The 23,579-nt window shown below is 62.3% G+C and carries 16 protein-coding genes; 6 read left to right on the top strand and 10 right to left on the bottom strand.

Features of this window, described 5'->3' with window-relative positions:
- Positions 1-39: 39 nt before the first annotated feature.
- From Cth01_RS19140 to Cth01_RS19130, 3 genes are all read left to right on the top strand, one after another.
- A complete protein-coding gene (locus Cth01_RS19140) occupies positions 40-1,374 on the top strand; it encodes a spinster family MFS transporter (protein WP_233425231.1) in 1,335 nt (444 codons plus the stop codon).
- A gap of 22 nt (positions 1,375-1,396) precedes the next feature.
- Complete coding sequence (locus tag Cth01_RS19135) at positions 1,397-2,233, top strand: SDR family NAD(P)-dependent oxidoreductase (protein ID WP_045840149.1); 837 nt, start codon at positions 1,397-1,399, stop codon at positions 2,231-2,233.
- Between the two features lie 158 nt (positions 2,234-2,391).
- Entirely contained in the window at positions 2,392-3,501 is a 1,110-nt protein-coding gene (locus tag Cth01_RS19130; protein ID WP_034360249.1) for an aromatic ring-hydroxylating dioxygenase subunit alpha, read from the top strand.
- Between the two features lie 176 nt (positions 3,502-3,677).
- On the opposite strand, the gene Cth01_RS19125 is transcribed toward Cth01_RS19130, so the two are convergent.
- Both Cth01_RS19125 and Cth01_RS19120 read right to left on the bottom strand, forming a co-directional pair.
- The gene (locus Cth01_RS19125) at positions 3,678-4,403 is read right to left on the bottom strand and encodes an EthD domain-containing protein (RefSeq protein ID WP_034360246.1); all 726 of its coding nucleotides are present in this window, start codon (positions 4,401-4,403) and stop codon (positions 3,678-3,680) included.
- Positions 4,400-5,695, bottom strand: coding sequence for an MFS transporter (locus Cth01_RS19120; protein ID WP_233425230.1), 1,296 nt, complete (start codon positions 5,693-5,695; stop codon positions 4,400-4,402). The genes Cth01_RS19125 and Cth01_RS19120 overlap by 4 nt, the downstream gene beginning before the upstream one ends.
- Before the next feature lie 309 nt (positions 5,696-6,004).
- Here Cth01_RS19120 and Cth01_RS19115 point away from each other — a divergent pair, with 309 nt between their 5' ends.
- Both Cth01_RS19115 and Cth01_RS19110 read left to right on the top strand, forming a co-directional pair.
- Entirely contained in the window at positions 6,005-7,720 is a 1,716-nt protein-coding gene (locus Cth01_RS19115) for an N-acyl-D-amino-acid deacylase family protein (RefSeq protein ID WP_034410378.1), read from the top strand.
- 260 nt (positions 7,721-7,980) lie between these two features.
- A complete protein-coding gene (locus Cth01_RS19110; protein WP_034378327.1) occupies positions 7,981-8,421 on the top strand; it encodes a hypothetical protein in 441 nt (146 codons plus the stop codon).
- A gap of 101 nt (positions 8,422-8,522) precedes the next feature.
- Here the strand turns inward: Cth01_RS19110 and Cth01_RS19105 are convergent, their stop codons facing one another.
- From Cth01_RS19105 to Cth01_RS19075, 7 genes are all read right to left on the bottom strand, one after another.
- Positions 8,523-10,148 (bottom strand): AMP-binding protein, encoded by a 1,626-nt coding sequence (locus Cth01_RS19105; RefSeq protein WP_045840103.1) that lies wholly within the window; start codon positions 10,146-10,148, stop codon positions 8,523-8,525.
- Between the two features lie 265 nt (positions 10,149-10,413).
- Positions 10,414-11,772 (bottom strand): spinster family MFS transporter, encoded by a 1,359-nt coding sequence (locus Cth01_RS19100; RefSeq protein ID WP_045840102.1) that lies wholly within the window; start codon positions 11,770-11,772, stop codon positions 10,414-10,416.
- Positions 11,773-11,875: 103 nt separating this feature from the next.
- On the bottom strand, positions 11,876-14,287 hold the full coding sequence (locus Cth01_RS19095; protein ID WP_052703390.1) for an acyl-CoA dehydrogenase family protein: 2,412 nt from the start codon (positions 14,285-14,287) through the stop codon (positions 11,876-11,878).
- A 29-nt stretch (positions 14,288-14,316) separates the two neighbouring features.
- Entirely contained in the window at positions 14,317-16,023 is a 1,707-nt protein-coding gene (locus Cth01_RS19090) for a GMC family oxidoreductase (protein ID WP_045840101.1), read from the bottom strand.
- A gap of 86 nt (positions 16,024-16,109) precedes the next feature.
- Positions 16,110-18,269, bottom strand: a complete 2,160-nt coding sequence (locus Cth01_RS19085) for a 3-hydroxyacyl-CoA dehydrogenase NAD-binding domain-containing protein (protein ID WP_045840100.1) — start codon at positions 18,267-18,269, stop codon at positions 16,110-16,112.
- Between the two features lie 17 nt (positions 18,270-18,286).
- Positions 18,287-19,492, bottom strand: coding sequence for an acetyl-CoA C-acetyltransferase (locus Cth01_RS19080; RefSeq protein ID WP_045840099.1), 1,206 nt, complete (start codon positions 19,490-19,492; stop codon positions 18,287-18,289).
- 286 nt (positions 19,493-19,778) lie between these two features.
- Positions 19,779-20,522 carry an SDR family NAD(P)-dependent oxidoreductase gene (locus tag Cth01_RS19075; RefSeq protein WP_045840098.1) on the bottom strand — a complete coding sequence of 248 codons (744 nt, stop codon included), beginning with the start codon at positions 20,520-20,522 and terminating at the stop codon, positions 19,779-19,781.
- Positions 20,523-20,706: 184 nt separating this feature from the next.
- Here Cth01_RS19075 and Cth01_RS19070 point away from each other — a divergent pair, with 184 nt between their 5' ends.
- The gene (locus Cth01_RS19070) at positions 20,707-21,840 is read left to right on the top strand and encodes a CaiB/BaiF CoA transferase family protein (protein WP_045840097.1); all 1,134 of its coding nucleotides are present in this window, start codon (positions 20,707-20,709) and stop codon (positions 21,838-21,840) included.
- A gap of 269 nt (positions 21,841-22,109) precedes the next feature.
- Here the strand turns inward: Cth01_RS19070 and Cth01_RS19065 are convergent, their stop codons facing one another.
- Positions 22,110-23,558, bottom strand: a complete 1,449-nt coding sequence (locus Cth01_RS19065) for a sensor domain-containing diguanylate cyclase (RefSeq protein WP_174447120.1) — start codon at positions 23,556-23,558, stop codon at positions 22,110-22,112.
- Positions 23,559-23,579 lie beyond the last annotated feature (21 nt).

The raw sequence follows: 23,579 nt of genomic DNA, 5'->3' as shown, positions 1-23,579 counted from the left end.
ACGATGGCATAACCCTAAGCCCCTCGCACGATGCAGCGCATGCACACCCCTCAAACTCCGCCTCCCGCCGTCAGCTGGCGCACTCATCTCAGCCTCGCCCTGCTGGCGCTGGTCTATATTTTCTCCTTCATTGACCGACAGGTTCTGTCTATTTTGCTGGAGCCCGTCAAACAGGAATTCGGAGCCTCCGATACCGAGATGGGTTTGCTCACGGGGCTGGCCTTCGGTCTAATCTATGCCATGCTGGGTGTGCCTGTGGGGCGTCTGGCCGACACACGCAACCGCCGCAACATCGTGGCTCTGTGCTGCGGGATCTGGAGCCTTGCCACCGCTGCCTGCGGCATGGCCACCCAGTACTGGCACATGCTGCTGGCCCGCATGAGCGTGGCCGTGGGCGAAGCCGGCGGCATGGCGCCCTCGGTGTCCATAGTCTCGGATCTGTATCCTCCCAAGATGCGTTCGTTTGCCATCAGTCTGTTCATGATGGGCCCCAACCTGGGAACGCTGCTGGGACTGGTCATAGGCGGCATGGTGGCCCAGCATTACGGCTGGCGCTCCGTGTTTCTCGCCTTCGGCATTCCGGGCGTCATTCTTGCGCTGCTGGTGTATTTCTTTGTCAAGGAGCCGGCACGTGGCGCCTATGAAAGCATCAAGCCAGCAGCGCAAGACAGTGCTCCGCGCGAATCCATGTTTCGCCAGATAAGGCGCCTGCTGGGCATGGCGCCGCTGCGTTATATCTGCATCGCCTGCGGCGTGGCCGGTATTGCAGGTTATGGCTACGGTGTCTGGGCGCCGAGCTTTTTCATGCGCATTCACGGCATGAGCATCTCTCACGCCGGCCTGGTGTTCGGCCTGGCCAGCGGCCTGGGGGCCGTGTTCGGCGCCATGTTCTGCGGCTGGCTCAGCGACAGATTGACCCAGCGCGACTCGCGCTGGCAGCTGCGTCTGGCCGCCATGGGCACCTTCTGCGCCGTGCCTGCAGGCGTCGCCGTGTTTTTCTGGCCTGTATCCGACTTCTGGACGGTTGCCGGCATCAAGGTCCCCTATGCCATGGCATTCGCCCTGCTGTTCGGCTTTTTTGCGAGCTGGTTTGCCACGCTCTCATACAGCGCCGTCAGCCAGATGGTGACTGCAGCCGAACGCAGCGTCGCCTCGGCACTTCTCAATCTTTTCATGACCTTGCTGGGCGTGGGCCTGGGTCCGCTGGTAACCGGCATTCTGTCGGACTACTTTGCCCGGACCCATGGCTCCGAAGGCCTGCGCTGGGCGCTGATGGGCGTGACCTCGCTGCTAGTCATCACTTCGCTTTTCTTCGCGTTGGCCATCCGCCCCTATAAGCAGCGCCTGCAGCAGTTGCAGATGAATGCCGCCTGATCATCAAAAATTGGAGACTCTCATGAGCCGCCCCGTAGTTCTCATCACCGGTGCCAGCCGCGGCATTGGCGCTGCAACCGCCGTCTTCTTTGCCACCAAGGGATGGCGCGTGGCCATCACCGCCCGCACGCTGACCGAAGGTGCGCAGATGGAAAACCAGCTGCGCCTGCCCAACGGCCAGCTTCTGTCCGGCAGTCTGGAGTCCACAGCCAAGGCCATTGAGGCCGCTGGGGGCGAGGTGTTTCCGCATGTCATGGACCTGATGGACCTGAGCAGCCTGGACAAGGCCGCCGACGCCGTGCTGAAACGCTTTGGCCGTGTCGATCTGCTGATCAACAACGCCGTCTACCAAAACCGCGAGATCAACCATCTGATCCCCGAGATAACGGCCGAGTCGCTGCAGCGCTCCATGCTGGGCAATGTCATCGCCCCTTTCCATCTGGCTCAGCGCCTGCTGCTGGCCATGGCGGCACAAGGCGGCGGCCGCATCATCAATGTGTGCTCGGCTGCGGGCCAGTACAACCCGCCCGTGCCCGCCGACCAGGGCGGCTGGGGCTTTGCCTATGGAGCCTCCAAGGCCGCCATCGCGCGCCTGGCCGGCTGCATCAACACCGAATACAAGCAGCAAAATGTGCGCGCCTTCAGCGTCAACCCCGGGGTGGTGAGCACCGAGGCCGTCAAGGCCACGCTGGGCGACGATGGCCTGCTGGCTCAGCGCTATGGTGCCTCCACCCCCGAAGAAATTGCGGCGGCACTGTTCTGGCTGGGCACTGAGAAAGACGCTCTGCCACTGGCCAAGAGTTACACCATGATTGACCTGCAACCACTTCACAAAGAGCGCGTGGCTGCGACCATGTGAGCCGCAGGTAAGCGTGCGCAAACACCCGACCAAGGGCAAACCCTGTGCGGTTTGCGCCAGATCAAAGCCGCGCCTTCACTCGTCCAAACAGAGTATGCGCGGCGACGCCGCTTGCCAGAAGATTCATCCGTCCAAAACTAAATACGGAGACCTCTGCAATGGCAACCACGAAGGACTACCGCCTCGGTGAATTCACCTACCCACGTGGCTGGTTCATGATTTCCGAGGCCAAGGCGCTCGACACCCACAAGCCCGTGGCCGTGCGCTTCTTCGGCCAGGATTTCGCGCTGTACCGTGGCCGCGAAAGCGGCAAGGTCGTGCTGCTGGACGCTTACTGCCCCCATATGAAGACCCATCTGGCAGCGCCCAATGCCACCAGCTATGTGGTGATCGACGGCGGCGGCAGCAATGTGGAAGGCGACGGCATCCGCTGCCCCTATCACGGCTGGCGCTTCGGCGCGGACGGCAAGTGCAACCACATCCCCTATCACGACGGAGCCATTCCGGCAGCGGCTGCGGTCAAGAGCTGGAAGGTTGTCGAGCAGTACGGAGCCATCTGGGTCTGGTTCGATCCCGAAGGCGGCGAGCCCGACTACGATCTGCCCACTTTTGGCGACTGGCATGACGAGACCTATGTCAACGGCCAGTGGGACTACCTGGGCGAGCTGAACCAGCACCCCATGGAGGTCGTGGACAATATTGCCGACTATGGTCATCTGAGCCCCATCCACGGCTCCACCGTGGCACGCTTCGAGAACGAGTTCAAGGGCCACAACGCCATCCAGCGCCAGTGCGGCGGTCACCGCACCCTGGTGGGCGAAGGCGGCGCCAGCGCCGATCTGCACACCGACACCTGGTACCACGGCCCCTCCATCCTGGTCTCCAAGGTCAGCGGCATGTTCAACTCCTTCATGATGATCATGCACACCCCCATCGAGGACGGCAGGATCAAGGTCTGGCACAACCTGCTGGTCAAGACTGCACACGGCGGCCTGCCCACCAAGGCGGACGAAATCGCGGCCAAACAGTACCAGGAGGCCAGCCGCCTGGCCTTTGCCCAGGACTTCGAAGTCTGGTCTCAGAAGGCGCCCTGCCTGAACCCGCTGTTCATCCCCAGTGACGGCGCCTTCCTCAAGGCCCGCATCTGGTACAAGCAGTTCTACAACCCCCGCGCCAAGGCGGCCGAGTATCTGGACCAGTGCGAAGGCAGGTACATTCCTCGCGGAATGGTGGCCTATACCCAGGAAGCCGAGGAAGCGACGGCCTGATCCCGAGAATCTCCAAGGCCAAAGGCCCATGCGCTTGCATGGGCCTTTTTTTGTCGGGGTGAAGGTCTGCCCTTTAAAACCATAGCTTCCAGCGCTTTATCTCCATGGAAATTCAATACAAAACATATTGAAATCCTTATTCATAAAGCGCAAGCAGCTACTATCTTTTCAATCCCTCAAGGTCTGGCATGTGTCACCTCCGTCAGCATGAAGACATGCTCGCCCCAGCCGAACTCGCCGTCCTGCGCACGGGCCGAGACATCGAGTGAAGCCACTGCCGCCTGCGCCTGCTCCACCGTGTCAAACCACCACTCGACCACATGGCGGTAGCCGTAGCCGGAAGGAGGCTGCTCATCGATGGTGTTGCAGACAATGCGGCTGGCCAGGTCCAGAGCAAGGCTTTGCCACTGCGGTGGACAAATCTCCGGCAAGGCCGCAGCACCCCGCCAGACGTCGCTGCGCTGCAAAAAGCCGATCAACATGACTTGTTTATGCTGCGGCAAGACATCTGTGCACAGGTTGCCACGCAACACCTGCTGACGGCATAGCAGCGAGAAATTGCGAACATAGTCGGCAAACACGCGCGGCTCGTCGGGGCGCATGACGGCCAGGGTTTCGGGGTCGCTCCAGATCGCAGAGCCTGCTTCGCGCTCGGCCAGCACCATGAGGTTGACGCCGTCATAGTCCTTGTTCAGCTCTGCGGCATCTGCCTGCAGATGTCGTGAGCACTGGGCCACGGCCTTGACGCGCTGGCCCACGTTGCGACACTGGCGGCCCAGCGCGGAATGCTCGCGCCATGCCTGCGCGAACTCCTCTGGGCGCAGCGCCGGGTTGCGCCGCGCCAGATAGATCATCTTCCAGACGACGCAAGAATCCTTCTCGGTCACTTTTTCCGCCTTCATGCGGCAGCGACCACGGGCGCGTGGGCCTTGCGATAGGCGCCGGGGTAATGCTGCAGAGCACGGTAAAACGCCCATACCGCGGGCAGCAGCGTGCACATCATGATCGCCATGGCATAGCGCAGGCCTTCGCCGGGCGCAACGGTGTTGAGCACATCACTGAGCCAGCCGGCCACAATAGGCCCCACTCCGTTGCCCAGCAGGGCTCCGGCCATCAGCACCATGGCGCTGGCCGTGGCTCGCCGCTCGGTCGGCACGACCAGGCTCAAGGCAGCGTAGGTGGCCGGAGCCCACCAGGATGTGAAGAACGAATAAATCAACATGCAGGCCATGGACAGCATGAACATGTCCGAGCCCACCAGCAGATAGCCGAAACCCAGCACCATGGCCAGGCTGGTGCCGATCACGGGGATGCGAATCTGCCAGCGCACATCGCTGCGCGCCAGCCGGTCCGTCAACCAGCCAGAAAAGAGGCTGCCCGAGACCGAGAGCACAGCGGCCCCTGCAGAAATCGTCCCCGCCTGTTTGAGACTGAGATCGAAACGCCGCGCAAGCAAAGCCACATTCCAGGCGCCGATCGAGATTCCCGCGATCAGGACACAAGCAGCGCCCACGATTAGAAATCGGGTCACGGGCTCTCTCCATATCAAGGCGACGGCAGATTTGGCCTGCTGCCGGCCGTCCTGCGGCTCGGAGATCACCTGCGCGATGGCCCGAACGGGTTCGCTGATGCTCAGGCGCAGCACCAGGGACAAGACCATGATGGCCACACCGATGATGACCATGGTCACACGCCACCCCCACCACTCGGCAAACAACGGCCCCAGAAGCAAAGCCAGCAAGGCGCCCATCGCATTGCCGACACCAAAAACACTCATGGCACGCGAGCGCTCATGGGGCTTGTACAGATCGGCCAGTATGGACATGGACGCAGCGCCGCCACCGGCATCCCCCAATGCGGCACCGGCGCGCGATGCAGTCAGTCCACCCGAGCCAGTGGCCAGCGCGCCCAGCGCCGCCACGCTGCCACCAACGCCACGGCACCAGGCAATCAGGCTGCGGCGCTCTTTTCTGTCTGCCAGTCGTCCCAGAGGAATGCCCAGCACTGCGAACGTCAGCGCAAAACCGAGTCCGGTGATCAGGCCGATCTGCAAGTCCGAGAAGCCGAACTCCTGCTTGATGGGCTGCAGCAGCACAGCCAGGATCTGCCGGTCCATGAAGGTCAGGGCAGACAAGGCCGTCAGCAGCGCCAGCACATACACTCTTGATGAGCTTTGATGATTTTTGTTTGTCATTGTTTTCTTGGTTTTTTGCATCACGTCATGGCTCTCGCCGCTGTTCCCACCGCTGCTCACGCCTCAGCAGCGCTGTCTGCCCTCGGACGCAAGGAGCGCGAGAGCAGGTCTTCGCGCACGTCTCGCATCGCGGCCGCATCCATGTCCAGTCCGATGGCGCCGCCTTGAGCATCGTGGTCATGAGCAGCCGCCCTCACATCGTCCCAACGGACGATTCCCTAACCCGGATTGGCCTTGGGTGCGGATTGCCTCTTAATGGAATGCGGCTGCGGGCTCGACCGCATGCCAGAACCTCAAGGAGACTGACACATGCAGCAATTCGACTTGCTGATCCGCAACGGCCGCATCGTGGACGGCACCGGCGCCCCTGCTTACCGCGCAGACCTTGGCGTGCGCAACGGGCGCATCGCCGCCATCGGCCAAGACCTGGGAGCCGCCGCGCAGCAAATCGATGCCGACGGATTGCTGGTGACGCCGGGCTTTGTGGATGTGCATACCCACTTTGACGGTCAGGCGACCTGGGATGAAAGGCTTTGGCCAAGCTCCCAGCAGGGCGTGACCACCGCAGTGATTGGCAACTGCGGCGTGGGATTTGCCCCCTGCCGCCCCGAGGACCGCGACACGCTGATTGCGCTCATGGAGGGCGTGGAAGACATCCCCGACACCGCGCTGCATGAAGGCCTGCCCTGGAACTGGGAGAGCTTTCCTGAGTATCTGCAAGCCTTGGCAGGGCGGCACTACGACATCGATATTGCAGCCCTGCTGCCTCACGGTCCGCTGCGCGTCTATGCCATGGGCGAGCGCGCCATACGGCGCGAGCAGGCCAATGCCGAGGACATCGGCAACATGCGGGAGCTGATCAAGCAAGCCCTGGCAGCCGGAGCCGTTGGTCTGTCAACCTCGCGCACCATGGCCCATCGTTCCAAGTCGGGGGACTTCACCCCCATGTACCAGGCCGTGAGCGAGGAGTTGCTGGAGCTGGGACTCTCGCTCAAGAGCTATCCGAACAGCGTCTTCCAGATGATCTCGGACTTCGAGCACATCGAGGACGAATTCAGCATCCTCACACGCGTCAGTCAGGGCACGGGCTGCGCCGGCACTCTCACCGTGCTTCAGTATCCGCACCGCCCGCAGCTGCACCGAGAGCTGCTACGGCATATTGAAACAGCCAATGCCGGCGGGCTGCGCATCATGGGCCAGGTGCTCAACCGCCCTGTGGGCGTACTCATGGGGTTTGAATGCAGCCTGAACCCCTTTTCCTGCAAGCCCAGCTATGAAGCGCTGGCACAGCTCAGTCCGGCAGAACGCATCAAAGAGCTGTCCCGACCAGGCACGCGCAGCGCCATCCTCGGCGAGAAGGACCGCAATCCCCACCTGTTCATGGAGTACTTCGGCCAGAACTTTGCGGGCATGTACCCCTGGAGCGGCCAAGAGCCCAACTATCTGCCGCAAGAAGGCGATTCGGTTCAGGCTCTGGCCGACGCAGCCGGCCAGCCACCGCTGGATTGGATGTATGACTTCATGCTGGGCAATGAAGGTCAGGCACTGGTCTATCTGCCCATGGCCAACTATCTGGACCATGACTGCAGCGCCCTGCACGAGCTGCTCGGCCATCCCCACACCGTACCCGCCTTGGGCGATGGCGGTGCCCATGTGGGCACCATCTGCGACGGCAGCGCCACGACCTTTCTGCTCACCGAATGGGTGCGCGAGCGCGGCCTGTTCAGCATCGAGCAGGCCGTCCATATGCTGACGCAGCGGCCGGCTTCGCTCTACGGCTTTGCCGACCGAGGAGTCCTGCAGGTCGGCAAACTGGCAGATCTCAACCTCATCGATCTGCAGGCACTCAAAATTCTGCCGCCGCACATAGCTCGCGACCTGCCCGCCGGCGGCAAGCGCTTCCTGCAAGGCGCGCAGGGCTATCGCTACACCATCAAGTCCGGCCAGATCACCTACCGCGACAGCATGGCCACCGATGCATTGCCGGGCCGCTTGCTCAAGCGCAGCGAGCACAGGGCCAGCTGAGCGCTGCCGATCCTCCCCACCAGGCCTCGAAGCAAGCCCGGCTCTTGAGGCCTGCGCTCGTTTTTCATCCCCTCCTCATCCAAAAACGGCCCCAATCCGTCAGACCCGCCCTGCTTGCGAGCAGCCATCCTCCCTGGCCTCCTTCGCAGAAATAGGGCGCCTCGACCAAGCGCCTTGAGCAGGCACATCGAGCAGATCGTGTTCACGCCATGCGGATGCCAGCGATATAGTGACCCCGTCATCTTCCACGTCCATACCCCATGCATTTGCGCAAGTTCCGTATCCCGCCTCAGATCTGGCTCATGCTGCTGAGCTTTTGCGTCATGCCTTGCAGCGCGCAGGAAGCTGCGGCCTGGGAAAAGCAGGTCACGGGCCGCACTTCCATCACCAGGCTGGGCACGATTGACTACGAGGTGGGCTACAGCAGCGCAGGCTTTGACCATTTCTCTTCTGAAATCGTGGCCAGATGGAATGACGGGGGAGCGCAGGAGCAGACGCTGTACGAAGGCATTTACGACCGGCCGCCCGCCAAGGTCTGGGGGAACGGGCCCCATCTTTGCATTGCCATGCAGGCCTGCGCGCGCTATTCGGATCGCTGCAGCCGGTATGTGATTGCACACCGCTATGACACGCAAGCCAAAGCCTTTGTGGCCCTGAAGTCCGAGAAGACTGCGCGCCGGATCTGCGCTGCGCCACGCTGAAGATAAAAAAAGAAGGAGGCCGGAGCCTCCTTTAAATCCCGTCGTCAGGCGCGACGAACAGGGTATCCCTTGTGCTGTCTGTAACTGTTCTTCCCTCCGGTTTAGGCCGCTACGGCGCTCAGCGGTTCATGCTCCGCCGCATAGGCCTTGGCCCAGCGGTAATCCGCCTTGCCTGCCGGGCTGCGCTTGACTTCAGTGGCCAGATACACGGCGCGCGGCAGCTTGTAGCCCGACAGATTGCTGCGGCAGATCTTTTCGAACTCCTGCAGATCAAACTCGTGGCCCTGCTGCACCTGCACCACGGCCACCACCTTGCTGCCCCAGCGTTCGTCAGGAAGGCCCACGACTACCACATCCTGAACCGGCGGGTAGCGGCGCGCGGTTTCCTCCACCTCTTCGGGGTAAACCTTCTCGCCTCCTGTGTTGATGCACTGCGAACCACGGCCCAGCACCACATATTCACCCGTGGTGTCGATGCGGGCCCTGTCCCCTGTCAACACCCAGCGGCTGCCCTCGACCATCACAAAGGTCTCGGCCGTTTTCTTGGGATCTCCGTAATAGCCCAGGGGCATGTGACCACGGCGCGAAAGAATGCCTTCCTCACCTGGCTGCGTCAGAATGCGCAGATCTTCAGAGATCACGCTGAGGTCGGGACGCGGCGCGATGCGCATAAATCCTTCGCCCTCGGGCGTTTTCTCCCCTCCGCCCAAGACTCCGGATTCGGAGCTGGCCATGCCGTTGTTGAGCACCAGATGAGGCACCTGCACCAGCAGCCGCTCCTGCAGATGACGCGAGAACACGGCACCGCCATTGCCGAAGATCATCAGTGACTTGAGCGGCCAGCGCCCGGGGTTGTTCTCCAGCGTCTGGATGATGGGCAAGGCCATGGCATCGCCAACCACGGCCATCACATTGATCTGGTGATGCTCGATCAGATCCAGCATGTGTACGGGATCAAAATTCTTGCGATCGTTCACATAGACCGGATGTCCGGAAAACAGGCTGATCAGGGTGGCCCACATGGCTGCGCCATGCATGAGCGGTGCCGCCGCCAGATAGGCCAGCGCCGGGCCGTTGGGCACCAGTTGCAGCAGCTCCTCCGGCCTTTCGATGGGAGGTCTGCGGAAGTAATAGCCGCCACCGCCCAAGGCCCCCATGAACAAGGATTTATGCGGCCACATCACGCCCTTGGGCAGCCCCGTGGTGCCACCGGTGCAGAGCATGAAGATATCGTCATCGCTGCGCTCGGCGTCCGTGAGCTCCCGTCCACCTTCGGCCAACACGCGCTCGTAGGGTTGCACTGTCCTGGGCAGGCCATGACGCTCCTTGCCAACCCGCAGCGCCAGGCGCAAAGTGGGCACTAGGGCAATGACTTCCAGCACCGACGCATCGAAGTCCGCTCCATAGACCAGGCCGCGCAGGTCCAGGCTGTTGAACAGCCCCTGAAGCTCATCGGCCACGTAGCGGTAGTTGACGTTGACCGGCACGGCACCGATCTTGCTGCAGGCGAAAAAGGCCTCCAGATACTCGGCGCAGTTGTAGAGCTGGATGCCGACGTTGTCGCCCCGTCCTATGCCACGCGCACGCAGCGCATTGCCCAGCTGATTGGCTCGCTCATCGAGCTGCTTGAAGCTGAGCTTCTGCCTGCCGCAGCCAAAGGCAATGCGATCCGGCACAGCTTGCACCACCAACTCAAAAATATCCGCCAGATTGAAGGTCCGTGTCATCTCTTGTCTCCGTCTGTCTTCCCGTTTTTACGAATCCACTTGTCCCGCAGGTGCTGCAATGCTCGACGACGGCCTGTCCACATTCATCGTCTGCTTGAACCTGGTGCAGACCCTTGTGGTTTCGAGGGTGCATGCTCGCAGATAGGCAAGCCGCACCCAACAGCACCTACCCTTAAAAAACTTCCGCCATGGCATTTCCCGAGACTTAGTCGAAGAAAGCACAATCTCAGTGGAAACTCTCTCCATCGTCTGTTTCCAGATCGCTTCAAGCGATCTTTTTCGCAGTCACCATCGATGCATAGGGCTTGATGGTCCAGGCATAGATCAGCAGCGCCAGTGCATAAAAGGCGAGCATGCAGACCAGCGCCCAGCGCAGCGATTCACTGCCCGCCCGAACGATGAATGCATCGCTGAGCAGACCCACCGTCAGAGGTCCCAGACCACCGCCAACTGCAGTCAGCAGCAGGTTGTAGATGGACAGAGAAGTCGCCAGACGGCTGGAGGCAATCACATTGGTCAGTGCAGCAAACACCGGCGCGGCCCAGAAGCTGGAGAAGATGGAGAACAGGCCATAGTAGGCAATCGCATGCGGAATCTGCAGGCCGGCCAGCGTCCACTGTCCCGCAGAGTCATTCAGATAGAAAGCCAGCCCCAGCGGAATCGAAATCAGCGTCCCCAGAACCGGAACGCCAATCTGCCAGCGCACATCCCTCCTTGCCATCAGATCGGTGACCCAGCCACTGAGCAAAGCCCCAAAAATCGCCCCCGGCCCGCCGATGAATCCCATGATGGCGCCCGCGTCCTTGAGCTGAAGACCGTGGGAGCGCACCAGGAACGCGGTATTCCACATGCCGATCGCATAGCCCGAGAACGCCATCAGCATGCTGGCCAGCCCCAGGCCCACAAACGCCTTGTTGCGCACCAGGGCTGACATCACCTCGCTGAACTTCTCGGTTGCTGCCTGCACCACGGCACGCCCCTCCTGCGCACCGCGCACAGGCTCACGGCAAGTAATGCGCAGCACCAAAGCGATCAGCACGCCGGGCACAGACAGCCACAAAAAGGCCGCACGCCAACCATGGTGCTGGGCAATCCAGGCTCCCACGCCCAGGCCCACCAGCGAGCCCAGATGTGGGCCCAGGCTGAACACGCTCATGGCTCGGCTGCGCTGTTCGGGCGGGTAGACGTCGGCGATCATGGTGGTCGATGCCGCCGTGCTGCCCGCCTCGCCCACAGCCACGCCCACACGAGCAGCCGTCAGGCTCCAGAAGCCCACCGCCATGCCGCAAAGACCCGTGGCAACGCTCCAGCCGGCGCAGCACCAGGCAATCAGGTTGCGGCGGTTGGTACGGTCGGCAAAGCGGCCAAATGGCACAGCCAGAATGCTGTAGAACAGAGCAAAGGCCAGTCCTGTGAGCAGACCCATGGCACTGTCCGAAACCCCCATCTCCTGCTTGATGGGCTGAATCAGCACCCCCATGATCTGACGGTCTATCATGCTCACGCCATAGACGAGCAACAGCACCAGCAGCAGATAGTGACGACGCCAGCCCGTCACATTGCTGGCCGGCATCACCCTGGCCGAAGCGGCTTGCGGCACACGGGCCGCAGCAGATGCACTCATTTCCTGTCTCCTGAAAAACGTGATCTCCGCCACGTGGATTGAATGGAGTCTTGTATGCCCAGTAAAAAGGACGCGGCACATTGCGGTGTGCCGCGCCAAGTCACTAGGCAAGCAGTTCGCAGAAGGGCAGGTCCTTGTCCGCACGGGGCTCGGCAGCCAGCCCCAGCACGCGTTCGCCAATGCTGTTGAGCACCACCTCGTCGGTACCGCCCGCAATGCGCATGCCGGCAGAGCCGAACCACAGGCGCTCCACCATGGCAAAACGCTCTCCAAGTTCGCTGGCGGCCAGCACACCTCGCTCGCCCAGCAAGTCGATGGCGAAATAGCTAAAGGACTGCAGTGCGGCAGCGGCCACGTTCTTGGCGCCGCTCATTTCGGGGCCGGGCTGGCGACCCTTGCTCAGCGCCGTCAGAGCGCGGCACTGCAGCAGCCATAGCGCCTGCTCCTTCAGATAGAGGTCGGCCCAGCGCTCGCGCAGGCGACCGTCCTGCAGCGCCGGCCTGCCGTCAAATCGATGATCGGCCAGCAAGCCAGCCGTGGTGCGCCACAGCTCGGCGGGCATCACTCCGCCAATGGCCAGGCGCTCTGCCATCAAGCCTGTCAACGTGACCTTCCAGCCACCACCCAGCTTGCCCACCATCTGACTATCGGGCACGAACACGTCCTCGAAGAAGACTTCGTTGAACTCGGACTCGCCCCCTGCCTGGCGAATCGGGCGCACGGTAATGCCGGGCGACTTCATGTCCAGGAAGAAAGTGGTCAAGCCTTCAAACTTGCTGGCTTGGGGATTGGTACGAGTCAATACCAGACCAAACTGGGCAAACTGCGCGAGAGAGGTCCAGACCTTCTGGCCGTTGACGATCCATCCCTCGCGGCCATCGGTCGCACGCTCGGCACGGGTACGCACCATGCCCAGGTCAGAGCCTGCGCCGGGTTCACTCAGCAACTGGCACCAGAGGTTTTTTCCGCCCAGTGCCGGGGCCACATGCAGGGCCAGCACTTCGGCGCTGGCGTGCGCCATCACCGATGGCAACACCATGCCCAGGCTGACGTTGAACATGCCCGTGGGCACCTTGACCTTGCCCTCTTCCTGGCGCCAGATCAGCTCCTGCATGGGTGTACCGCCCCGGCCACCCAGCACCTTGGGCCAGGTAATCGCACCAAAACCCGCTGCTGCCTTCTTGCCCTGCCAGAGCCGGGCTGCCTCCATGCGCTGCTCGGCAGTCATGTCACGACCGAAGTAGTCGTCGACACTGGCCTTGGGCTCGGCATTGGCTTGCAGCCAGGCGCGGCATTCGGCGCGGAAGGCGGCCTCTTCGGGCGTGTCCTCAAAGTCCATGGACTGGCGGTCAGCCGCGGTCGAGCTCTGCACAATCGTCTCTTTCGCAGGAGCAAGCAATCGCTTTTGCAACTCGGCCGCCACCTGCTCGCGCCAGGCGTGGATACTGCCCAGCTCCACGGCCTGCTGACGCGCACGGCGGTAGAACAGATGGCAATCCAGCTCCCATGTATAGCCCATGCCGCCGTGGGTGTGCAGGTTTTCCTGTGCAGCATCCGACAGCGCCTGAGTGCTGCTCACGCGTGCTGCGGCGGCTGCGCCGGGCAACTCGGACGCACCATCAGCCAGAGCCATGTCTGCCGTCAGCGCCCAGGCTCCGTAGTAGCAATGCGCACGGGCCAGCTGGTTGTTGGTGTAGAGATTGGCCAGCTTGTGCTTGATGCCCTGATAGGACCCAATGGGCCGGCCAAAGGCCTTGCGCTCCCTGGCGTAGTGGCAGGCCATCTCCAGCGCGGCGTCGGCTGCTCCCAGCTGTTCAAAGGCCAGCATGACGGCAGCACGATTGCGCACGCGTGCCAGCACCTGGGCAGCGCTGCTGGCTCCGTCAAGTTGCTCGGCCACCGTGCCGTCAAAGCGCAACAAGGCATAGGGCTTGGAAGGATCCAGCGTCTTGAGCTTCTTGCGCTGCACCGAGCCGTCACACCTGAAGGCCACCAGCACATCCGCCGCCATCGCATTGCGCGCCAGCGCCACCCCCCATTGCGCGGCCATGCCATCGGCCACCAGCGGACACTCCCCCTTCAAGGTCTTGCCGTCAAACAGGGGCAGAGCGTATGGCGGCTCCTGCCCGTCCGTCGGCGCTGCCAGACAGCCAATGCTTCCACCCGAAACCGGCAGCAGCCATTGCCTTCGTTGCGCAGACTGCTCCTGTGTAGATAGCAGGACGGCCTGCACCGCCAGATACATGGTCGATGCCAGAGGCACGGGACTGAGCTGGCGACCCACTTCTTCGGCCACCACGCACATCTCCATGGCACCGAGGCCGATACCGCCACAGTCCTCCGGCAGCATCAGGCTGCTCACACCCAGCTGGGCCATGCCGCTCCATACGTCCTGGGCATGGTGACCCTCGCCCTCGAGCAAGGCACGCGCCTGCGTCAGCGGCGATTCCCTGGTCAGGAATTTTCGTATTTCGTTGCGCAATGCATTCTGGTCGTCACTGAAATCGAAGTTCATCTTTTTGTCTCCACCCAATCTTCCAAAGCTCAAACCACGGCGGCGGCGCATGCGCCATCCGGCAGCACGGCTGCCACATTCCACCGCCTTGCAGCGGGCGGTTCCAGGCCCAGCACCAGATCTGCGCCCTTGTCGCCAATCACCACCGATGCCGCATTCGTGTTTCCCGACACCAGATGCGGCATGACCGAGGCATCGATCACGCGCAGACCCTGCACGCCCTTGACCCGGAGGTCGGGCGTGACCACGCTTCGCGGATCGGCCGCATGGCCCATGCGGCAGCTGCCGCAGGCGTGGTGGCCCGATCCCATGTACATGGAGATCCAGTCCAGCAGCTCCTCGTCGCTTTGCAGGCCAGGTGCCGGGCGCGTCTGCGCTTCGATCAGGCCGGCCAGCGCGGGCTGGTGGGCAATCCTGCTGGCCATGCGTACTCCATGGAGCAGCGCCTTGCGGTCACGCTCGTCATGCAGATAGTTCATGCGAATGCTGGCCAGCTCCTCGGGCTTGCTGCTCCTGAGCCTTAGCTGGCCGCGTGAATAGGGCCGCACCTGATAGGGCGCCATCGTCATGCCGGGGAAGGCCTCGGTGCGGTAGTTCTTGCCGCCCTGCATATAGCCCTCGATATCGCCGGTCACGGGCAGGCCGTGAATCTGGATGTCGTTGTAGGGCAGGCTGGAGTCACTGCGGAACCATGCGGCAAACTCCGAGGCCGGCATGGCCATGGCTCCCTGCCTGGCCAACAGGTACTGAATGAGCGAAGCGCCAATCCCCAGGCCGCGCAGCGAGCGGTTGAGGCTGGGCGTTCCGGCCTTCATGCGCCAGGACATGGGGACAATCGCATGGTCCTGCAGATTGGCGCCCACCCCGGGCAGATCCACCTTGACCTCGATCCCCATCTCCTGCAGGTGCGCTGCCGGGCCGATGCCCGAAAGCATCAGCAACTGGGGCGACTGCAGGGCCCCTGCACACAGCAGGACTTCCTTGCTTGCGCGAGCTGCATGGCTTGCGCCGGCCTTGTCCTTCCAGTGCACCGTGCTGGCGCGCAGCCCGTCCAGACCTATGCGGGTGACCAGCACCTGCATGCGCACATCCAGATTGAGCCGCCGCATGGCGGGCTCGATGGCGTTTTTGGCCACCGACGAGCGCTGACCATTCTTGAGATTGACCTGAAACAGCCCTGCCCCGTCAGGATGGCCGTTGTTGAAATCCTTGCATGCGGGCATGCCGGCTTGAATGGCAGCCTGTACCATGGCCAGCGATACCGGATGGGGATTGTGCAGATTGTTGGCCGTCAGCGGCCCGCCGCGCCCATGCCAGGGCCGGGTGAATTCTTGTTCGCTGCGCTGCTGGTCTTCGGTGCGCACAAAATAGGGCAGCAACTCGTCATAGCTCCAGCCCTTCGCCCCTTGCTCAGCCCAGCTGTCGAAGTCCGCGCGATCCCCGCGCACATAAATCATGCCGTTGATGGAAGATGAGCCCCCCAGGCGCTTGCCTCGCGGCAGGCTGATGCGGCGCCTGGCTGCGTACTGCTCGGGCTCTGTTTCGTGCCCCCAGGAATAGCGAGAGCTGTTGATCATCTGGCCCCAGCCAGAAGGCATGGAGACCAGCAAATCCTTGTGGCTTGCGCCGCCTTCCAGCAGCAGGACCTTGTGCTGTCGGTTCTCGCTCAGCCGTGCAGCCAGTGTGCCGCCCGCCGAGCCCGCGCCTATGACGATGTAATCGAAGACTTCATCCATGGCTTGTCTCCATTGATTGTTATTGGATGAGTGACTGTGTCGAACCGATACCGGGTGAGCGCGCCCGCCCACCCTTTGCGGCCTGCTCAGGCCCTGGCAGTCTTTCCGTAGAAGGTCTGCCCCTTGGCCGCCATATCGCGCAGCAGCTGTGGCGGGCGCAGTTGCTCGCCAAACAGATCTGCCAGGCGATCGGCCTCGGCCACGAACTGCGCCAGACCTATGCCGTCGATAAAGCAGAAGGGGCCGCCGGTATAGGCGGGGAAGCCCACTCCCAGAATCGAGCCGATGTCGCCATCGGCCGGCGCCAGCAGCACGCCTTCTTCCATGGCACGCGCTCCTTCGACGGCCTGCACATAGAGAATGCGCTGCCTGAGGTCGTGCGCGCTGGGCTGCAGGTCTTTCAGCGGGTAATGCTCGGCCAGGCCCGGCCAGATGCGCTTGCCGCTTTCATCGTAGTCATAGAAGCCCTTGCCCACCTTGCGGCCCAGACGGCCCAGCTCGAACAGCTTGCCGATCACCGGCACGGAGCGACCGGGCTTGTATTCCCCTGGGAACTCCTTGGCCTGGGATTCGCCCGCATGCTTGGACAGATCAATCGACAGCTCGTCGGTAATCGCCAGCGGCCCCACGGGCATGCCCGCATGCTTTGCACAGTTCTCTATCAATGCAGGGGCAATGCCTTCTGCCACCATGCCGATGGCGTCATCCACAAACGCGCCGATGAAGCGGCTGGTGAAAAAGCCGCGCTTGTCGTTGACGACAATGGGCGTCTTCTTGAGCTGAGCCACGAAATCCAGTGCCTGCGCCAGCGTGGCATCCGATGTCTGCTTGCCGCGAATGACTTCCACCAGCGGCATCTTGTCGGCCGGCGAGAAGAAGTGCAGGCCGATAAAGCGATCGGGCCTGTCGCTCGCCTGCGCCAGCAGACTGATGGGCAGGGCCGAGGTGTTGCTGGCCAGCACGCAGCCAGGCGGCAGCACGGCGTCCAGCTTGCGGGTCACTTCAGCCTTGATGGCACGGTCTTCGAACACGGCTTCGACCACCATATCGGCATCTCGCAGCAACTCGTAATCAGTGCCGGGAGTGATGCGAGCGAGGATGGCATCGGCCTTCTCGCGGCTCTGGCGGCCCTTGTCCACCTGCTTGGACAGTGTCTTCTCGGAGTACTGCTTGCCCTTGTCCGCAGCTGCCTGATCCCGGTCTATCAGCACCACCTGAATACCGCGCTGGGCGGCCACCAAGGCAATGCCCGCGCCCATCATGCCTGCGCCTATCAGACCCAGCTTGCGGCATTGGAAGGGCTCCAAGCCTGCAGGACGGTGCATACCTTTCTCGGCCTTGGTCTTGTTGACAAAGAGCGTGCGAATCATGCCGCGCGCCACGGGACTGCGCGACAGCGTGGCCATGTATTTGCTCTCGATGCGCAGGCCCTTGTCCATGGGCAGCTGGCAACCTTCGTAGATGCAGCTTTGAATGCACAGCGGCGCCGGCATATTGTGAAAGGTCCTGGCCTGCAGCATGGTGTTGCCCACCACGAAAGCCGGTGCCACGCGCGCATCCAGCGGGCCGCCACCGGGGATGCGAAAGCCTTTCACATCCCAGGGCTGCACCGCCGTGGGACTGGCCAGCAGCCAGGCCTTGGCAGCGCCGAGCAACTGCTCGGGAGCCACCACCTCGTCGACCAGTCCGGCCTCCCTGGCCTTCACTGCCTGCAACTGCTTGCCCTCCATCAGAAAAGGCATTGCAGCCAGAATACCGATCATGCGCGGCAGGCGCTGGGTGCCGCCGGCACCGGGCAGCAAGCCCACTTGAGCCTCGGGCAGACCGACCATGACCGTGGGTGCATCGGCTGCAATGCGGTGGTGGCAGGCCAGGCAGATTTCATAGCCGCCGCCCAATGCCATGCCGTTGATGGCCGCCACCAGCGGCTTGCCCAAGGTCTCCAGTTTGCGCAGCAGCCTGGACAGCGATGCGCAGGAGGCGAACAGTTCCTCAATGGGCATGTCCGCCATGGCGTCGATATTGGCCTCCATGCCCATCAGGTCGGCCCCGGCGACAAAGCTGTCCTTGCCCGAGGTGATGATGCCGCCGCGCACCCGGTCGTCGCCGTGCATGCGTGCGATACAGGCTTCCAGGCTGTCCATGAAAGCCTGGTCGATCACATTCATGGTCTTGCCGGGGTAATCCAGCGTCAGCGTGGCAATGCCGTCCTCATCTACGGCGTAGCGAATGGTTTCCGGTGTCATGACTTGTGCTCCCTCACTCACACGCGTTCGATGATCATGGCCGAGCCCATGCCCGCGGCCACGCACAGGCTGATCAGCGCCGTGCGCTTGCCGCTGCGCTCCAGCTCGTCCAGCACAGTGCCCAGAATCATGGCGCCGGTGGCCCCCAGCGGATGGCCCATCGCGATTGCTCCGCCGTTGACGTTCATGCGCTCATGGGGAATGTCCAACTCCTCCATCATGGTCAGCACCACCGTGGCAAAGGCCTCGTTGAGCTCCCACAGATCAATGTCCGAAGCCTGCATGCGCGCCCTGGCCAAAGCCTTGCGCGCGGCATGGGCCGGGCCGTCCAGCATCAAGGTCGGCTCGGAGCCGATGCTGGCAAAGGCGCGGATGCGGGCCCTGGGCTTCATGCCCTGCCTGGCACCGGCCTCGGCCGTGCCGATCAGCACGGCAGCCGCACCGTCGACAATGCCCGAGCTGTTGCCTGCATGGTGATGATGGTGAATCTGCTCGACCTGCGGATAGCGCTGCAGCGCCACGCTGTCATAACCGTATTTCTGGCCCATCTCGGTGAAAGCGGGCTTGAGGGCGGCCAGCGAATCGGCGGTGGTCTCGGCTCGAATGGTCTCGTCCTTTTCCAGCAGCGTCATGCCCAGGAAATCTTTGACGGGAACGACAGACTGGTCAAAGCGACCTTCCGCCCAGGCCTTGGCCGCGCGCCGGTGGCTTTCGGCCGAGTACTCGTCCAGATCACGGCGGCTGTGGCCGCGCAGCGATGCCAGCAAGTCTGCCGAAATGCCCTGCATCACAAAATAGGTCTTGCTGGCCAGCTGCGGGTCCTGCGCCCAGGCGCCGCCATCGGAGCCCATGGGTACGCGAGACATCATCTCCACGCCGGCACCGATCGTCATGTCGGCCTGGCCGGCCATCACCTTGGCCGCGGCAAAGCTCACCGCCTCCAGGCCCGAGCCGCAGTAGCGATTGAGCTGCACGCCGGCCACGCTCTGCGCATAGTCGGCCTGCAGCACCGCCATGCGGCCCACATTGCCACCCTGCTCGCCCACGGGCACCACGCAGCCCATGATCACGTCGTCCACCACCGCCGTATCGAGCCGATTGCGCTCACGCAGCGCCACCAGCGGCTGCGCGGCCAGCCAGACCGGCGTCACCTCATGCAGTGCGCCATCCGGCTTGCCCTTGCCTCGGGGGGTTCGGACATGGTCGAAGATCAATGCCTCCATCTGCTTTCCTCACATCACCAGGTTGTTATCGAGTTCTTTTTCAGATTGCCATACGGCTTTTGCCCAAACCTACCTGATTCGGACTAGGGGCAGACTATGAGAAAAACCGGCCGCAACCGCCCCTGGTGGCACATGGCTTGCACCGCCGGGCGCGAAAGCTGGTTTGCGCCGCCAGAATGCCCGCACCGGAGGCTCTGTCGCCTTCGCTGCCACAACTCGCGGTCCCATGAGTGACAAAAAAGCCTTCCGGCTTGCACCGGAAGGCTGTTGAGGACGGCTGCTGAACTCAGGCCACCAGACCACCGCCGTTGACCGGCAGCACCTGGCCGTTGACCCACTCAGCCTCGGTCGATGCCAGATAGCTCACGGCCGCACCCACATCCTGGGGCGATCCTGCCCGGCCCACGGACGTACCCTTTCTGGCAATCTTCTCCGAGCCTTCCCAGTTGTTCATGGTGCCCAGCGACAGAGCGTTGGCCGTCACCCCGTGCGGGCCCACTTCGCCCGAGAGATTGCGAATGAAGCCAATCGCGGCCGCCTTGGCTGCACCATAGGCGCACAGCCCCATGCCCGTGGCCGTGCGCGCCGCGTCGGAGTTGATGGCCACAATGCGCCCCCAGCCCTGCTCCTGCATGGAGGGCAGCAGAGCCTGGCAGGCATGCATCAACCCATGCAGATTGAGCTGCAGCCAGGCGTTCCATTCGGACTCGGGCGACTGCAGAAACGGCGTGTAGCCCCAGCCCTGGGCCGGGATACCGGCGTTGTGCACAAAGATATCAACCACACCGACCTCGTCCCGAATGCGCTGCACCATGGCAAAAATGGCGTCGCGATCCGTCAGATCCGCCGCCTGTGCCGATGCCTTCAATCCCGCTTCGCGCAATTGACGTGCCGCACTCTCGGCGCGGTCCTGATGAAAGTCGTTCACCACCACATGCGCGCCCTGCGCGGCCAGCGCCTGCGCGATGCCGAACCCCATGCCGCGCCCGGCACCGCTGACCAGCGCCACTTTCCCATCCAGCCTGAACATGTATTGCTCTCCTTTTTTTATGGAATGTCCAGTGTTGGCCTGGCTTTCACCCCGGACATACTCCAAACGGACGGGTCCAAAACCGGCAGGATCCACAAGATAGAAAAGTCGCAGACAAAAACAGGAGACCGACTTGAGTACAGAACACCCTTTCCAAGGCCAGAGCCCGGGGCCTTTGGCCGGAATGCGTGTCATCGAATTTGCAGGCATAGGCCCTGCCCCCTTTGCCGGCATGATGCTGGCCGATATGGGTGCCGAAGTGATTCTCATCGAGCGCAGCGCAGACCATGCTGCGGCATCCCGCTACCCGCGCATGGCGCAGAACCGGGGCAAGAAGTCCATCGCGCTGGACCTCAAGTCCGAGGGCGGACGCGCCGCCGCCTGGAAGCTGATCGAGTCTGCCGACGCGCTCATCGAGGGCTTCAGACCCGGCGTGATGGAGCGCCTGGGCTTCAGTCCCGAGGAAGTCGCCCGCCGCGCGCCGCGCCTGGTCTTTGGCCGCGTCACCGGCTGGGGCCAGACCGGCCCCCTGTCCCAGGCCGCAGGCCATGACATCAACTATGTGGCGCTGACGGGCGTGATGTCCACCTCCATGCGCCCCGGCCAAGCCCCCGTGCTGCCGCCCACCATCGTGGGCGATATGGCGGGCGGTGCCATGTTCTTGCTGTTCGGAATCATGTGCGCCATGCACGAGGCAGGTCAATCCGGCAGGGGTCAGGTGGTGGACGCGGCCATGATCGACGGAGTGAGCGCCATGAGTGGTCTGATGCACCAGATGCGCAGCGGCATGGGCTACTGGAAGGACGATCCCGCGCAGAATCACTTTCTCAACACTTCACCCTTCTATGAAGTGTTCGAGTGCGCAGATGGCAAGCACATCACCCTGGGCGCCATCGAGCCGCAGTTCTATGCCCTGCAGCTGCAAAAGCTGGGCCTGAGCGATGTGGACCCCAGGCGCCAGTACCAGAGCTCCGACTGGCCCGAAGTCAAGGCCCGCGTGGCCGAAATCGTGCGCAGGAAGACGCAGGCACAGTGGAGCGAAGAGCTCGAAGGCAGCGATGTCTGCTTTGCCCCGGTACTGAGCCTGGCCGAGGCACCCGCTCATCCACACAACGCCCAGCGAAATCTGTTCGTCGATCTGGAAGTGGACGGCAGTACCCAGCGCCAACCCTCGCCGGCCCCACGCTTTTCACGCACCCCAGCGCGCCGCCCCACACCGGGAACCAGGATCGGGCAGGACACCGATGCCGTGCTCGCATCCCTGGGTTATGCCAGGGCAGATATTTCTGCGCTGCGCGCCAGCAAGGCATGCGCCTGAGCAAGGCATGCGCCCGAGCAACTGCCTGAGACAGCCACTATCAAAATAAAAGCTGCCAGCACAATATATCAATGGAATTCAGATACTTTCAATGCTGCCATCTATTGATATCAAGCGCTTGCAGCTATTAGTTTTGCATGCAGTTCTCCTTGCCGGGCAAATGCCGTTGGCCGAGAACCGGGGTGCATGCTTCAACGCAAGGCAAGTCCGGTAGGCACCAGGCCCCTTGCGCCACGCCGGTAAGCCAGGCAAGGGTTTGCGGAGCACTATTATGAATACGCGCTTGACAAAGCGACCTTGTTACGGCCCGTCATCTTGGCGCTGTACAGCGCCTTGTCGGCCGAACGCAAAATCGTCGGCATATCCAGATCTCTTGCCGGCACCCAGGCAGCACAACCTATGCTGACCGTGACGCACCCGAATTCGCTTCCAGTGTGCGCAATGGCAAGCTGTGCGATCGCCGCACGAATATTCTCGGCAATGAGCGCCCCTCCATCCAGGGGCGTGTCGGGCAACACCACGATGAATTCCTCACCTCCATAGCGTGCCGCACTGTCTTCCGGGCGCCGAATATTATCGCCAATGCATTTCGCCACGGTCGCCAGAACAGCATCCCCGGCCTGATGCCCGTAAGTGTCGTTATAGGCCTTGAACCAATCGATATCCACGAACAACAGCGAAAAAGCGCTGTGATTCCTTTTTGCCCTGCGCCATTCGTGATCGATGATTTCATCGAGTTTGCGGCGGTTGCTCAAGCCAGTCAGGCCGTCGGTACGTGCCAGCATCGCCAATTCAGACTCTGCGCACATGCGGCGTTTGAGCTGCACTCCGAAAGCGAAGGACAGGCCAATGAAAGCCATGGTGAGCATCCCCATGACAGAGGTAATCAGCAAGGCTCTCTGTCGCCAGACCGCGTAAATATCGGAATGCGCCTTGGCCACCATGATGATGAATGGCAAGCTGGGCAGATTCTTGAAGTAATACGCCCGCTGGGCCCCATCAAGGTACGACGTATCCGAAAAGCTGCCTTCGGGTGCCGACATGAACTGCTGGAACGTGCTTGCATTGCGGATATTGCGCCCGATGACCTTTGCATCGAAGGGCTGCCGCATCATCATGGCTCCGTCTTTCCTTATCAAGGCCAGCGATCCGTGTTTACCTAGCGAAAGCGCAGAAAACAGTTTCTGAAAGTACTCCAGCTGAACATCTATCAGCACAATGCCGGCAAAAGAGCCGTCCGCATGGGAAATCCGACGACTCAGAGGAATGCTCAGGGAGCCGCCATGCAGCGCGGATGAATAAGGGTCCCCCACGTAGAGACCGATGCTCGGGCTTTCTTTGTGCACCTTGAAAAAGTCATGATCCGAGTAATGCCCATTCACCGCATTCTCGACCCCTGCATTGAGGGCAATTTTTCCGTCTGCGTCAAGAACCAGGATGGATCCCAGATAGGTCGCGGTCGCGGCCTTGTCGAACAAGGCCGCATTACGCAAATGCGGCGAGGCGGCCATCACCTCGGAGTCGTTGAGTCCATCGACCACGGCTTGCAACGACAGTGCATAGAGCTCGAAGTTCCGAACCACGTCATTTTCAGCAAGAAGGGCAACATTGCGTGATGTTTCTATCGCATGCTCCATTGCATCCAGCCGACTCTGATAGAGGACGACGGTACAGATCACTGTCATCGACAGCGCAATAATCCCACCCACCAAGAGCATTGCATAGGGCGCACCAGAAAT

It is taken from the genome of Comamonas thiooxydans (assembly GCF_000964545.1).
In the GTDB taxonomy this organism is placed as follows: Bacteria; Pseudomonadota; Gammaproteobacteria; order Burkholderiales; family Burkholderiaceae_C; genus Comamonas; species Comamonas thiooxydans.
This window is presented reverse-complemented; position numbering and strand designations above follow the sequence as displayed.